Raw genomic sequence first — 16,040 nt, 5'->3', positions numbered from 1 at the left:
CGCATTACTCGAAGCCAGAGGATGCAGACCGATCTCATGGGACAACATCCCCATGATGTAACCGATGTCGTACTTCTCGAAGTAATAACTCGCCAAGTTGATCTCAACACCGGCAGCACCCAAATCACGCACATCGGCAGGGGTTTCCGTCGTCCGCACATGCAGCGTAATCCGCACCGGACGGCCGTCAACGAAACTCTTGATCGTGCTGTGCTCATCCAGCAACTCGACGATCCGCACCGCCTTGTCGACGTACCGGTCCGTCTGATTCAAATTCGTGAACTCGAAATTCCCCAACTTGAATGCAGTGAGCGTCGGCGCGACGGCCGCGGCAGGCGCCGACGTCGCGTCGGTGTCGGACTGGGGCAGCCGGGGGCGCGCTTCGCCGGGATGGGCCGCCGGGGTGGATTCCGGGGTCGGTTCCGCGGCGGGTTCCGGAGCGACGGGCCGCTGGATGCTGTCGCCACGGTTGTTGGTCCCCACACTGGTGGCGAGCGCGGCAAAGTCACCCAGGACACCGAACCGGCCCTTGTCCCCCGGCAGGAGGGCACGCACCGGACTGTTTTCAGCGAGTTGCTCGGCGAACTGGGCCTTGTACGCGTTGTAGACCCTCGCCGTATACGCGGGGTCCCGCACCGCTCGCGCCCGATGGTCGTTGGTGACCGCGATCGAAGCGAGGTCCATGAGATAGGTGTCGATCAGGTCTGTGACGTCCTTGGGCTTGGCGTTCGCGACTCCGACCCGCGCGTGCTGGGCGAGCACTTCGGCCATCTCCAGCACGATGTCGCGATAGATGCCATGCCGAATCGTGTGCGGGAACGCGGCCATGATGTGGTCCGCCTGACCCGCACCCTCGGTATTCATGAACCGCGGCGTACTCAGAGACTCCAACCCCGGAACCATCAGAGGCATGCCCCGATACAGATCCTCCTCCTCAGGAATCTTCGCATTACTCGAAGCCAGAGGATGCAGACCGATCTCATGGGACAACATCCCCATGATGTAACCGATGTCGTACTTCTCGAAGTAATAACTCGCCAAGTTGATCTCAACACCGGCAGCACCCAGATCACGCACATCGGCAGGAGTCTCGGTCGTCCGCACATGCAGCGTGATCCGCACCGGACGGCCGTCGACAAAACTCTTGATCGTGCCGTGCTCATCCAGCAACTCGACGATCCGCACCGCCTTGTCGACGTACCGGTCCGTCTGATTCAGATTCGTGAACTCGAAATTCCCCAACTTGAACGGACGCAGCACCGGCACCGACGCAGCCGGCTCCGCATCCGGCTGCGTACGAGCCGGAACCTCGGTGACGGTCGTCCCGTCAGTGGCCGGCCGGGGCAGCGAGACCGGGTCCACCCAGATGGCCTCGCGAGGTTCCGCGGTGGCACCCTGTCGGGCCTCCGCCCAGCTCTGCTCAGGCAGGTCGGTGTCCTGCGCAGGCGCCGGGGTGACCTCGCCGATGAGCGCCCCGAGCAGGGCCAGGTGGCGGTCGCGCAAGCCCGCGGGGGCGAGCGAGGAGTCCTCAGGCGCCGCGTCGAGGTCGCCCAGCAGACTGCCGAGGACGTGCGGGCGCTGCGGCGAGTCGGCATCCCGGTACTCGTCGCGCAGGCCGAGCTGGTGGGTCAGCTCATGCACGAACTGGACCGGGGCCGCGTCGGCCCACCAGGTCATCTGGTCCATCGCCTGGTCCCGGCCCGCCAGGTTCACGGTCAGGTGCGGGGCATCCTTGGCGCCCGGAGCCCGCGGGACCTCCGGGAGGTCGACGTGCTCGACGGTCACATGCAGCCGGTCGCCGTTGAAGAGGCGGTGGGCCGGGGCGTTCAGGAACTCGTCCACGCCCGCCCTGAGCTGGTCGAACACCTGGTTGGCCTGCTCGTTCGTGCCACGCAGCGCGACGCGGACGGTCAGCTCGGTGACCGGCTCGCCCTGGTACGAGAACCGCCGGGCGTCGAAGCCGGAGCGCACCACGAACCGGGGACGGGTGTCGCGGGGACCCTTGGGCCGCGATGTGCTGGGGGCCCGGGTCTGCGACGCAGCGTCGGCGTCAGTACCGGTATCGGTGTTGGTGGCCGTGCCGGTGTCGGTCCGGGGAAGTCTCGGGCGTACCTCACCGGCGGTGTTGTCCGCGGTCTGCGGCGGGGCGGTGGCAACGGGCTGCTGGATGCTGTCGCCGCGATTGTTGGTCGCGATGCTGCTGGCCAGCTGGGTGAAGGACCGTGCGACGCCGAACAGGGTCTTGTTCGAGGGCAGTAGAGCCTGAAGGGCGGTGTTCCCCGCCAGCTCGGCGTGCAGCAGGTCCTTGTAGGCGTTGTAGACCCGCGCCGTGTAGTTGGGCTCCTTGACCGCGTTGATGCGGTAGTCGTTGGTGACCGCGATGGAGGCGAGGTCCATCAGATAGGTCTCGAACAGGTCGGTGACGTCCTGCGACTTGGCTCCCGGCACGCCGATCCGCGCGCGCTGCGCGAGCACCCTGGCCATCTCTGTGACGATGTCGCGGTAGGTGCGGTGCCGGATGGTGTTCGGGTAGGCGGCCATGATGTGGTCTGCCTGGCCCGCGCCCTCGGTGTTCATGGTGCGCGGAGTCCTCAGATCGCTCAGCCCCGGCACCGTCAGGGGCATCCCCTGGTACGCCTCCTCCTGCTCGGGAATCTCCGCGTTGCGGGAGGCGAGGGGGTGCAGGCCGATCTCATGGGCCAGCATCCCCATGATGTAGCCGGTGTCGTACTTCTCGAAGTAGTAGCTCGCGAGGTTGATCTGGACACCGGCGTCGCCCAGGTCGCGTACGTCTGCGGGGGTTTCCGTCGTACGCAGGTGCAGGGTGATGCGTACGGGACGGTCGCCGACGTAGGTCTTGATGGTGCGGTGCTCGTCGAGCAGCTCGATGATCCGGACTGCCTTGTCGACGTACCTGTCGGTCTGGTTCAGGTTGGTGAACTCGAAGTTCCCCAGCTTGAAGGGGCGGAGGGTCGGCTCCGGGGCGGGCGCCGGGTCCAGGTTCGAGTCCGGGTCCGGGACCGGGTTCGAGATGGGAGCCGTAGGGGCGTCGGTGCCGGTGCCGGTGCCGTCGTCGTTGCCGGACAACGTGCCCAGCTCGTACGCCTCCTCCTCCACGACGCCCGGGAGGTCGCTGCCGGTCGGTGACGGGGGCAGCGGAGCGGTGATCGCGTCCTGCGGGACCGGGGCCGTCAGCGCGGGATCCGGCACCGGCGGCATCGGCGGCACCAGCGGCTCCGCGCCGACCGGCGTCGAGCCCTCCACCTCGGTCCCCGTGAGGACCTCCGTCTTCGTACCCTTCGCGTCCTTGGACCCGGACGTCTTCGGATCCTTCGACTCCTTCGAATCCTTCGGCTCCGGAGCCTTCGGCGCGGGCGCAGGCGCCGGGGTGCGCAGGGTCAGCGGGACGAAGTCCCCGCCCCGGCGGCGGAGCCGGATGTGCGGGCCGCTGTCGCCGGACGGGCCCGCGTAGGTGTGGGCGGTGCCGTTCTCCTCGATCAGGGTGACGGTCGCGCCGGCCGCCGTGGCAGCCCACTCGGCCAGCGCGCTGTCGGCCGCCTGACCCCACGAGGCTTCCGCGAGGTGGCGGCGCAGGTGGGCGTCGCGCATGAACTGGCTCGGCGGCGGGTCGCCGGGGCGCCCGGCGGGGAGCGGCGGAGGGGAGAAGAGGGTGTCGTGCTTCGTCCGGTCCCCTGGCAGACCGTAACGGCGCATCAGTTCCATGGGCGGCGCCGCGGCGCGCCTGCGCAGCCGTGTCGCCTCCGAACCGGCGATTCCGGGCTGTTGCGAGGCCTGGTGCACGGCCGTGGAAAGCGCGCCGAAGAAGCCGTTGCCGCGGCCGGTGGGCGTGCCCTGGGTGTAGGTGGCGCCGTCGGGCGCGGTGAGGACGCCGTCGCGGTCCATGCGGTAGCGCGGGCCGGTGCTGTCGGCGGGCGGCAGCCAGGGGGCGGTGCTGTGGCTGCGGTGTGCGGCCGGCTGCTCGGGGGTGGGGTCCGTGGTGCCGACGGCGGAGGTGCCGGTCGTCGAACCCGAAGCGGTCGTGGTCGGTGGCAGCGCGGTGGCCACGGGGGCCGGGGTGCCGGTCGGGAGCGCGGCGTGGAAGAAGCCGTCGGTGGCGAAGAGGACGGGGTCGGCTGCCGGGTCGACGGAGGCCGCGTCGACGCCGTGCGGGAGGAACAGCTGGTCGCGGCCCTCGCCGGTCACCACCGTGAGCGGCGTGCCGAGGACGCGGGCGGCGAGGGCGGGCAGCAGGTCGGCGCCGCCGTGGTCCCCCGCGCGGCGCTCGGGCGGTTCCGGTGTGCCGTCGGCCGGCTGTGTGCCGCCGTCCTGCCGCGGCTCGCTCGCGAACGGGCGTGACAGGGCCAGTGAAGCGAGCGCCACCCGCTGTCCGGGGGTCGGCCAGTAGGTCTGCGGGAGGCGGCCGAAGGCGTCGAACTCGGCCTGTTGCGCGGGGGTGAACACCACGCCGGCCATGTCGAGTTCGGCCTGGGTGAAGGTGTCCGCGGCGTCCAGGGCGAGGGCGTCGAGCAGGTCCTGGTTGCCGTCCTCGCCCAGGGCCCAGGCGAGACGGTGGCGGGCGGCCTCGACGGCCTCCGCGGTGACCGCCGGATCGCCGGGGTCGGCGGTGAACCGGGTGGCGAGGTCGTCGCCGAGCAGGTACGGCAGGCGGCCCGAGGTGTCGGCGGTGGCGAGCAGCGCGTGGAAGAACGAGGCGCCGTCGTGCGGCATGTCGTGCACTTCGCGCACCGTGACGCCGTCCGGCGAGGTGAGGGTGCGCGGCGTGGTGTCGGTGGCGTCGGTGACGGTGTACGGCTCGGGGGCCTCGGAACGCCAGTCGGGCGCCGTGTACTCCTGCGGCGCGTCCGGCGCCGTGACCGTGGCCGAGCCCTGGTGGTGGGCGGTGAGGCGGGAGGCGGCGAGGTGCAGCCGGTGGTGGTCGGCGGCGGCTGCGTCGGTGCGCAGCTGCCAGCGGTGGACCTCCTCGCGGGCGGCCTGCCAGGCGATGACGGCCGGGGAGTAGAAGACGTCCGGCGGCAGGTCGGTCGGCTCTCCGGAGTTGTCGTCGCCGAGCGCGGCCCGTTCCTCGTCGCTCAGGTCGAGCCAGGTCTCCCGGGAGCGTGCCCGGGCGTCGTAGTAGTTCTTCTCGGCCGTGGCGAGGTCGGCGGCTGCCTTGGCCTGGGCGTCCCAGGCCGCGACGACGTCGTCGGTGTACGAGGTGTCGTCGAGGAGTCCGTAGTCGCGGGCGAGGTCCTCGCGCAGCCAGACGAGGGCGGTGGTCTCGGCCTCGGCGGCGCGCGGCCCGCGTCTGGCCTTGCCGAGCGCGCGCAGCGGGCGGCTGTCGGTGTAGCGGTGGTCCACGTCGGCCACCGAGAGCCAGCTCACCGGGATCGCGAAGAGCATGCTCCGGTCGGTGACGACCTTGAGGTGGGTGCCGAGGGTGGTGTCCGCGGTGCCCTTGAGGGTGGTGCCGTCGTTCGTGCCGCCGATCGGGACCGTGGCGCCCGGGTTGGTGACACCGGCGTTGCTGGTTCCGGCGAGCGGCGCGGTGCCCACGGCGCCCTCGACGTTGTCGGTGATGCCGGCTTCCAGCGCGTCGGAGGTCTTCGCCCGCTGCATGGCCTCCATGCGGGGCTTGTTCTCCACCGCGAGCAGCCGGGCGCCGCGGCGGTGCATCTTCGCGTAGAGGCGGGAGTCGGCGGTGTGCGACTGGCCGAGGAGGTGGGAGGACGACTGGGTGGGCAGTGCCGCGCCGTGCGCGCTCAGCGCCTCGCGGAATCCGCCGGTCAGGCCGACCTGTGTGGTGGCCTCCTGTTGGGCCTGGCCGGGGGCGGTGCCGACGCCGGTGAGCGGGGTGAGGCGGGCCATGCGCAGGCGGCTCGCGAGGTGGGCGCCGGTGTGGCGGTGGCCGAGGTCGCCGTCGCCGAGGCCGTCGGCGCGGGCGGTGGCGATGGTCAGGGCGTCGTGCACGTTGCCGGCGCCGCGGATGTCCACGGCGAGGATGCCGGAGCCGATGGTGTCGTCGAAGGGCAGTACGTCCGGGTCGGGGCTGCCGCCGGGGTCCCCGGCGGCGGAGGTCCGCCAGGCGGCGATGCCATCGGGGCGGGCCTGTGCGGCCGTCAGGACGCGGACCGCGCGCTCGGGTTCCGGTACGTCCTGCTCGGTGAGCGCGCCGTCGGACCCGTCGCCGTCCGGGGTGAGCAGGCTGGCGGGGAGTACTTCGTTGAGCGTTCCGACGGGGACGGCGGAGACGCTGGGGGCGAGGGCGTCGCCGGTCGCGTCCGTCATGGTGACGGTGAGGGCGTAGGTGGTGATGACCTCGGCGTGGGCCTGGGTGGTGGCGATGTTCGGCATCGCGGTGGTGCCGGCGGTCTGGACACGGGCGCTGGACCGCTGTTTGGCGGCGGTGCCCTGGAGCGAGGGGTTGGCGATGAGGACGCCGTCCTCGGCGGCGCGCTGGCCCCCGCTGAGCGTCACGTCGGCGCCGCGGTCCTGTGAGGTGCCGCCGGCGATGTCGCGGGCTGTGGTGCGGTAGTCCTCCAGTTCGTAGCCGGTACGCAGCCGGTCCACGGTGGTGGTGATCGGTGTCAGTGTGAACTTGAGCTGTCCGGGGCTGCCGTTGACGGGCAGGTGGAACATGTTCGACCAGGTGCGGTAGCGGACCGGCAGGGTCATGCCGTCGGTCGTCAGTTCGTGCAGATGCGCGGCGAGGAAGTCCGGGGAGAGCCGCTGGAGCACCTGCTCCCGGTCGTGCGAGGGCACCCCGATCCGTGCCAGCTGCGGGATCAGCTGCTGTGCCACGGGACTTGCGTCGAGCTGGCCGCTGGGGTGGGTGGGGAAGCGGCGGAACCGCAGGTAGGGGGGCACCCGGTAGCCGCGGCCGAGGTTGTGCGGCGTCTTGTCGCCAAGGCCGTCCGGGGCGAGGCCCGCCTCGATGACGTCCTGCATCGGCAGGTGGAACATGACGGCGTCGCGGATGCGCTGGAGCGCGGCGGCGGCCCTGCGCGGGGCGAGAGCGTTGCCCAGGCGGTCGGAGACGAGTCCGGCCGCGGAGCTGAGGCCGGCCCCGGCCCGGGTGCCGATCGCGCCCATCGCGGCTGTCCACCGGTCCCGTACGGCGATGGTCTCGGCGGTGTCGGCGACCACCAGGTACATCCGGCCGGCGTAGGCGAAGGTGGTGTTGCGTCCCCGGGTGAGGGTCTGCGAGACGCTGCGGCCCTTGCCCCAGGCGTACTGCAGGGCAGCCGAGTACGAGCCGACCACCGCAGGCCCGCCCGGGGCCTGCTGCAGGGGGGTGTCGCCGCCCTGGAGGCCGAGGGTGGTGCGCGCGACGGTGCTCGCGGTGCCGTTGACGCGGTGTTCGTTGCCGACGGTCGTCTCGGAGCTGGCCGGCTTGGGGTCGCTCTTGACCCGGAAGTTGCTCAGCTCACCGCGGACGGCTCCCTTGAGGTAGTGGGTGCTGAAGGGCCCGGCGCCGTTCAGTCCGGCGATACGGGAGCCGAACGGGCCCAGGTACTGGCCCAGTTGGCCCGCGACGCTGAGGTTCGCCATCGCGCGGCGCAGTGCGGTGCGCACCGGGGCGCCGGGCGCGCTGACGTGCCAGGAGGTTCCCGAGGCGCGGTCGGCGGTGTCCTGCATGAGCTGCTGGCGCTGTGGGCCGCCCTCGGCGCTGAGCACCACGTGCGGGGCGCGCAGCAGCTTCTTGGTGAGCTGCTGGTCGGCCGTCTCCGTGGCGGGCGACGGGCGGGTGCCGTCCAGGAGTTGGTCCGCCGCGTCGGCGGAGAGCTGCGTCGGGGCGGGCGTGGTCGCGGTGGCGGGTGCCGTACCGGTCGGCGGCGGATCGGCCGGGGCGTGATGGTCGGAGCCGTGTGCGGCCGGGACGGCCAGCTCCACCCGGCCGACGGTCTCGTTGCCCCGGGTGAACAGGGGCCGCTCCTCGACCTTGCTGACGAAGACGCCCGCGCCGAGCAGGCCGACCGAGGCGAGCCTCGCCCAGCCGCGCGGGCGGCGGTGGCCCTCGAAGGTGGCGCCCAGTTCCACCTGGTAGCTGTAGAGGTCGGCGCCTGTCTGGAACATCAGGTGGTCGTGGACGACCGCGACCGTGTTCCTGGTGGCCTTCTGGTCGGTGCGCGCGTGCCGGAGTCCGACGGCCACGCTGCCCGCCTGGCGGGGCAGTCCGACCTCGGGCACCTTGTCGTGGTCGCGTGGCCCGACACCCATCTCCACACCGCCGGACAGGGTGACGGCCGCCTGCTCTCCCTGGCCGGAGACCTCGGTGCCGATCACCGCGTTGCGCAGCGAGCGCTCGCTCATGGTGGTCTCGAACCGGCGGTCGGTCAGGCGGGCTTTGAGGACGAGCGTGTGGTGGCCGCGGCGCACCTTGCCGTCCTCGGTGAGGGTGACGGGCACGCCCGTGGTGGACAGGTCGTCCAGGCTCTGAGCCAGGCTGGGTCTGTTCAGCGCCTCGCGCACCTGGCGGTCGTTGTGCAGCGCGGTCCGCATCCGCCCGTCGCCGTACCAGAACTTGGCCAGCCGCGGGTGCCGCAGCATGAAGGGCGGCACGAACAGCGACGGGTACGACTGGTGCAGCGTGTCCAGGACCGCGTCCGTGAAGGCGTGCATGGGGTCCTGGGGGGCGGGCGGCGGTGTCGCGTTCTGGGTCGGCTGCTGGGACTGGGACTGGCCCTGACCGGACGGCTGTACCTGGGTCAGGGGCTGGGACTGGGTCTGGACCGGGGGCGGAGGCGGGGTCTGGGACTGCGTCTGGGTCTGCGGGGGCGCGACGGGGCGGAAGCCCTCGGCACGGACCTGTCCGCTGAGGTGGACCGGGTCCTCCCGGGTGAGGTACCACGGCACCGGCGGCTCGGCGTCCGGGTTGGGGCCCGCCTGGCCGGGTGTGCGGCTGTCCCAGCCCGCGAGGCGGCGTGCGTCCTGGGTGGAGATCCAGTCCAGGCTGACCACCTGCACCGGGCGGGCGGCGGACGCTGGTTCGCCGGGCTTGCGCACCATCAGGGTGCGCTCGACCCGGTAGAGCGCGACGGGGTGGTTGCGGACCCGGCCGGTGGTCTTGCGGGCCGCGTCGACGCCGAGGTAGTGACCGCGCCCGGTGGAGAGGTCCGCGCGGACGAGGGGGCCGCCCTGGAGACGTACGTCGGTCTCAGGACCGGCGAGGGTGTAGTTGGGTCCCGCGGTGATCTGGATGCCCAGACGGGTGTCACGGACGTGCCCGCGCTCGTTCTGGTACGTGGTCTGCGTGAGGTCGCGCAGCTCCGCCTTGACCGACTCGGTGACCAGGGTGGCCCGGTGCGGCACCGAGCGTTCCACGATCAGGTGCCCCAGCGGGTGCTGTCCGCTGCCCCGGGTCAGCTCGGGCCCGGTGACCGGTCCGGAGAACCGGCCGAACAGCGCGAGCAGCCGCCCCGGCCGGACGTACGAGACCAGCGTGCGGTGTGCCGAACTCCCGGGCCGGGCACCGGAGATGGCGATCGCCAAGTCCTCCGGCGAGTCCGCCAGATGCAGCGCGGTCGTGTCGGTCATCCGCGGCTCGATGCCGTTCGGGAAGGTGAGCGTCTTCGGTGCCCGCTGCGGCCCCTTGTAGGGCACGGTGAGGTCGTCCGGCAGCCGCCAGCTCAGCCCGTCGCGCATCGCGAACTCGGCGGCGTGCACCTGGGTGCGCTGCCAACCCGACGTCGGCAGCGGCGGGGTGACGGTCGTCGTGGTGGTGCCCGGGGTGGCAGTGCTCGGAGTGGCGGTGGTCGGAGTGGCGGTCGTCGTCGGGGCGGTGGTAGTCGGGGGCGGCTTCGGGCCCTCCGTGACGCGGTCCACCCGAACCCGGTAGTGGACGTCGTCCAGGTGCAGGTGCGAGCCCTCCCAGTTGCGCCACTCGGACTGGTTGTACGCCTGGGTGCCCTGCGCGTAGTCGGTCCGGCGCGTCCAGCCCAGCGAGAAACCGATCTTCAGCAGCCAGTTGAGGGGCGGCCCCATGCTCAGACCGCCGGCGATCCGCCGCCCGAAACCGACGCTGCGCCCGCCGCCCGTACCGGCCTGGCCGCGCCGCATGGTGTCCACCCTGACGGTGGCGTCACCCACGTTCGAGAAGCGCTCCCAGCGGTGGTACGGGATGGCCTCGACCGTCATCTCGTGGCCGACCCCGGACTTCTCGCGGCCGACGAAACGCGCACCGCGCGGGGCGGTGAAGGCGTCGGGCTGCTGGGTCAGCAGCCGCAGCAGTTCCGCCTCGTCGAACTGGGAGCGCAGCTTCGCCGGAAGCTTGCTCAGGATCTCCTCGGCCACCTGCTCGGGCGAGCGGAGGGTGGTCTTGCCCAGGCCGGTGAAGAGCCCGGTCCGAGGCGGGGTCTTCCCGGTCTTTCCGGTCTTGCCGGACTTGCCGGACTTGCCGGACTTGCCTCCGGACGGCGTCCCGTCGCCCGGGTCGGCGCCCGGGTTGATCAGAACCGTGGGGAGCCTGCTGCCGTCCTCGAAGGTGACGGTCCGCGGCGCCGGGCCCGGCGGCCGGGCGTCCGGGCCGGTCAGCAGCCGTGCCGGGCGGTACCGTTCGAGCTGGGTCTCCAGCGGTACCTGGTCACCCCGGTCGGGGGTCTCGGGGGCGGGACTGTCGAGGTCGGTGACCCCGCCCATGCTGCGCAGCCACTCCCCGAAGACACCCTCGGCACCCAGGTCCTCGGTGACGGGATCCTGCGTGGCCGGGTCCTTGGTCCCGTTCGGGTCCGGCTTGGGGGTGGCCGGGTCAGGTACGGGGGTGAGCGGCGCCGAGGCCGGGACCAGCGCGTCGAAGTGGTCGGTGCCGTTGTAGGACAGGTGCAGTATGCCGCCCTGGCCGCCCGGGTTGAGGGTGTTGACGAAGGTGGTCCCCGCCGACCGCGGATCGGGCTGGACGAGCCGCAGGTCGAGGTCCAGGGTGTGCGCCAGCGCCTCCGGGAGCAGGTCGGCGAAGGGGGAGGCCCACAGGTCGGAGAGTTCGGCCGCCGCGGCGACCAGTCCCCTGGATCCGAGGCGCCGCGCGGCGGCGGGGGTGGGCACCACGGCGGCGAGCTGCGCGTAGTCGCTGTCGCCGATGATCCGCTGCCACTCGGCGGGGTCGGCGTTGGTGACGACGTCCTGCGCGATCCGGTTCCACCGGCGGGTGATCCGGTCTCGCTGCGCCGTGTTCTGCACCCCGGCGAGGGCGCGCATGCGCAGGTCGTCCACCACGGCGAACACCGGGTCCGGGATCGCGAGGTCCATGCTGTCGCCCAGTTCGGTACCGGTGATCCGGTCACGCAACCGGGTACGCAGCCTGGCAACGTTCTCCGAGGCCCACGCGGGCGGGACGCTCTGACTGCGCGCGCTGTCGAGCGCCGACCGGAAGAGGCAGTTCCCGCCGCCCGGGGTGTCCAGCCGCCGGAAGGCCAGGCCGCTCGCGCGCACGATGCCCACCGAACCGGGCTTGGTCTTGCTGAGGAGGTTCAGGTCCTCGGCGAGACTCTCCGGACGGCTCGGCGTGGGTGCCAGATCGGGTCTGCGGCGGGCGAGTTCGGCGGTGTCCTCGGCACTCAGTTTCAGCTCGGACAGCGGCAGCGGGGTGCCGGAGAGCGACCAGGTGATCTGCGCGGCGGGCGCGTAGGACAGCCCGCGTACGTCCTCCGGCGAGACCATGGTGGTGGGCGGGAGCGCGGGCGGCGGCGGGGGCAGCAGGGTGTCGAGCGTGGTCTCGGGCCCGGCGGTGGCACGCAACTCGGCCGCGGCACGCAAAAACTCGGTGTACTGCTCGACGGTGGGGTCGGCCGCGGGATCGGTGCTGGTGTCAGCCGTCGCACCGCGCCGGTCGACGGTCATGCGGCGCAGCAGGTCCGGAGTCATGCGGCCGTCGCCGTAGCGCGCCGCGGTGTCCTGGCCGGCCCAGCGCAGGTTGTCCACGAACGCGAGTGCGGCGAGCAGCTCCCGGTTCTCCGGGCGCTGTTCGGCGTCCGGACCGAGAGCGCCGCGCAGGGTACGGATCTGCTGGAGGGTACGGGCCCTGGCGAAGGCGTCGGCCGGTCCCGGACCCGCGTGCAGACCGGCGTCCCGGGCCAGGTCGTCCAGGTCGGAGCCGCTGGGCTCCGGGGTGAAGAGGCGCCACCCGCCCGGCCCGTCGGCGCCCTCGGTGAGCACCGCGCGGACATTGCCGTCGGCGTCCCGGGCCGTGCCCACCTCGGTGGTCGGCGCGTACACCTGGCGCCCGGTACGGTTCGCCACGTGCTGGGCCACCGGCAGGCCCGCGATCTCCGGCTGCCGTCCGGTCTCGCAGGAGAACAGCACCAGCGGCCGGTCCTGATCGCCGTCCTGCGCCCAGGAGTTGAGCACTTCGCCGAGCTGCACACCGCTGACCTTGATGGTGGGGCGGGCCGCGTCGTCGGTGCCGAGGGTGACGGTACGGGGAGTGGCGTGTCCCACGAAATAGTCGGCGCCGCGCTCGGTGCCCGAGCCGGGCAGCGCGGTCGGCGGGCCGGTGAACACGGTACGGCGGACCGGCGGGTCCCCGGCGGTCTCCGGAGTCGGGGCGACGGAGGTGGTGCGCACACCCCGGAAGGTGTCCTGGCCGAGCAGCTCGCGACGCGCCGCACTGTGCGCCGTGCCGTCCTCGGCAGGGCCCTGCGAGATGGTCAACGTCTGTACGGCACGGCCCGGTTGGGGCTTCACCGTCGAGTCCGGCACCAGGCGGCGCAGCTGTGCTACGGGAACGGTGTGGCCGTCCAGGGTGGTGACGACCGGACCGCTCGTGGGCCGGACGACGATCCGCCCGGAGGGCGGGGGTGTCGCGGGGAGCGTCACCGGGGGTGCCGCGAGGGCGCTGTCCGACGTGTCGGGTGACGTGTCAGGTGACGTGTCGGGTGAGCTTTCGGGCGACGTGGTGGGGGAAAGCGGCGGGGGGCCGCCGTCGCCGGGCCCGCGTCCGCCGCCGAGGTCGGAGGTCCGGCCGCCGGTCGCCTCGCTGTCGCCCGACTCCAGATGCAGGTCGGTGGCCGTCTCGGTCCAGGGCCGGGACAGCGTGGCGAGCTTCGCCGTGACGGGGGCGGAGGTGTCCGTGGGGGCCGGACCGACTCCGTTGCCGTTCAGGCCGGTCAGCACGTCCGAGACCAGCTTCGGGCGCGGGGCCGGGGCGGGGGCCGGGTCGCTGTCGGTCTTCACCTCGGCCTGCGGGGTGGGGCCGGAGGTCGTGGCGGGGGTATGACCGAAGGCGTCGGCGAGCGGCAGCAGCACGTTCGCGCCGGGGAAGTCGGTGTCCGAGGTGTCCGAGGTGACGGCGGTGTCCGAGGTGCCGTCCGTCGTCATGGCGGGCGGCGGGCCGGCGAGCGGACGGACCCGGACCGGGGCGCCCGGCGCCTCCCGGGTCAGCTCGACAGCGGCGCGTACCGGCCGGCCCGATCCGTCCGGGGAGACCGCGGGACCGAGCACCACGGCCCGGTCGACCCCGGCACCGTCCAGCAGCTCGGCCGCCTCCGGCGCCCCCTCCCCCGGCGGCGGCACCTCCGAGACGACGATCGTCAGCGGCGGCGCCTTGGTGACCTCGGGGCTCGCGACGGCGGTGGGCCCTGCCTTCACGTCACTCGGGCCGGTGATGTCACGTACGTCGCCAGTATCGCCTACGTCACCGGTGTCACGGACGTCACCGGTGTCGGCGTACGAGCCGGTGGTGTTCACCTTCGGGGGCGCCGCTGCGACGTCGGTGTCCGGCGCGGGGGCGCTTTCGGCGGGGTCCGAAGTGACGGACGTATCAGTGGAGTTGACCGTCTCCGGGGAGGTGGTGCTGTCCGGGGAGACAGTGGTCTGCGGGTCTGTCGTCGTCTCCGTGGTCTGCGCGGTGTCATCCGTCGTGGTCTGCGAACCGTCCGCCGGGTTCGTGAGATCCAGGTCGCTGGAATCCTGGGACTGCGTCTCCGAGGAGGTCGAAGAGTTCGAGGAATTCGAGGAAGACTGGTTCGTTCCGGCGGCGGGGGTGCCACCCGTCCGAGCACCTGTGTTCGTACCGGTACCCGTGCCGGTGTTCGTCCCCGTGCCCGTGCCGGTATTGGTCCCCGTACCGGTGTTCGTCGCAGCCGAGTTGGTCAGGCCGTTGGACGGGACAGGACCGCCGTTCGCCTGCTCGGAGCCCACGTCCGGATCGACCTGCGCAGCGTCGGAACCGCCCTGCTCGACAACGGAGTTGCCGGAGATGTCGTTGCCGAACCCGTCCGTGCCGAGCGGGGTGTCCACCGTGACCGGGGTGCCGAAGCTGTCGAGTGCGCGACGGACCTCGTCGGCGTCGATCTGGGCGGCGGGGCCGTTCCCGGCCGGGACCACCCGGACCTCGGGCAGCTGCGAGAGGTTGCTGTGCAGGGTGTCGCGAACCCCGATCTCGGTGCTGCCGGGCTGCTGGGAGCCGCGCAGCTCGGCGAGATCGCGCAGGGCCTGCTCGCGGACCTCGGCGGGCCCGTTGTGGACCTGCTGCCACAGCTCGTTCTCCGCGGCGGTCACGGGCAGCGGACCCGGCGTGTACGCCGGCGGGTTCACGCCGACGTACGGGGGCGGCTCGCCGACCGAGTAGGGCGGAGGCAGGTCGGTCCCGGTGTGGTCCCCGGTGAAGTCTCCCGTACCGGTGTTCTGCTGGGAGTAAGGCGGGGGCGAGTTGCGGGTGGACCCGCCGCCCGTGGAGTTGGACGAGCCCGAGGGACCCGAGGTGTCCGTGTCCGAGGGGCCGTCGGCGCTGTCGGAGTCGCCGCGGGAGCGCGTGGAGTCGCCGGAGTCCCGCGTGTCGGTGTCGGTGTTGCCGCTGGAGATGGTGGGTGGGGGCTGGTTGCGCAACTTCTCGATGGTGTTGCGCAGTTCGGCGCCGCTGTTGATGGCGGTGGACGACAGACCGCCCTCGGCCAGGCTGCTGACGCCCGCGCCGACGAACGTGGACCAGCTGGTGGACCAGTCGCCGTCGAAGGCGCCCTTGATCAGGATCTCGGCGAGGCCCTCACCGGCGCCGGCGGCGAGGAAGTCGGCGGTGCCCTTGAGGCCGTAGTGCCCGGCGAGCGCGCCCGGCCGGTCGGCGTTGTGCTTCAGGATCTGGTTGTTGCGCCACAGGCTGGTGTTGTTCTTGAAGGAGTTCGGGTTGAAGCGGAACGAGAAGGAGTTCTTGTTCGGGAGGTTGGGGCCGTTGAGGTTCGGGTTGGGGCCCGGGCTGTTGGTCGGCGGAGGGTCGTTCTTGGAGCCGGGGCCGGGACCGGGGTCGGGGTTCGGCTTGGGCTTCGGCCCGTTGTTGTTGAAGTCGAGCTTCGGAGGGTTCTTGAAGTTGGGACCGTTCTTGAAGTCGAGATCCGGTCCTTTCTTCAAGAAGTTGCTGTCGAAGGCCTTGACGATGTCCTTCGCGAACTTGTCGAAGATGCTGGTGAAAAAGCCCGCCGCGGCACCGAACGCGGCCGACTTGAGGATGTCGTTCCAGTCGAAGCCGTCGGGCCTGCGGCCGTTCGGGGCGAAGTTCATCATCGCGAGGCGGACCGCGAAGGTGGTGAACGCCTCGGCGAACGCCTCGGTCAGCGAGGGCGCCAGGTGCAGCCGCTGGAGCAGATGCGTCAGCGTGGTGAGGATCATGAACCGGCTGCGCAGCTTGGCCATCATGATCTGGCTGGCGGAGGCGCCGCCGGTGAAGAAGGACATCGCCAGATAGATGGCGATCTCGATGAGCAGCCGGATGACCTCGGCGATGACCTGCCACTTCGACTCCATGATGTCCATGGAGGTCTTGCGCCGGCCCTCGGCGATCTTGTCGAGCTGCTCGGAGAACTCGCGCAGGTAGTTCTTGCCGCCGTCGTCGATGAGCATGCCCATCGCCTTGGCGTACGACTTCGAGAGGTCGTCGGGCATGACCTGGGCGATGTCATGGATGGACTTCTCGATGAGCGAGGACATCCTGTTGAGCTTGCGGCCCAGGCCCGAGTACGGCTGACGGCTGTCGTAGGCGAGGTCCTCGTCGGCATCGATGAGCTTCTCACCGGTGAGGATGAAGAGCATCGCGTTGACCTCGGGCGAGGCCATCATGC

1 protein-coding gene is annotated in these 16,040 nt (G+C 71.7%); it reads right to left on the bottom strand.

Going from position 1 to position 16,040, the window contains the following annotated elements:
* The coding region (locus ACFWGJ_RS30095; RefSeq protein WP_387330940.1) for a hypothetical protein at positions 1–16,038 on the bottom strand (16,038 nt) is incomplete at its 3' end.
* Positions 16,039–16,040 lie beyond the last annotated feature (2 nt).

The sequence above is a fragment of the Streptomyces sp. NPDC060205 genome (assembly GCF_042728395.1).
Classification (GTDB): Bacteria; Actinomycetota; Actinomycetes; order Streptomycetales; family Streptomycetaceae; genus Streptomyces.
This window is presented reverse-complemented; position numbering and strand designations above follow the sequence as displayed.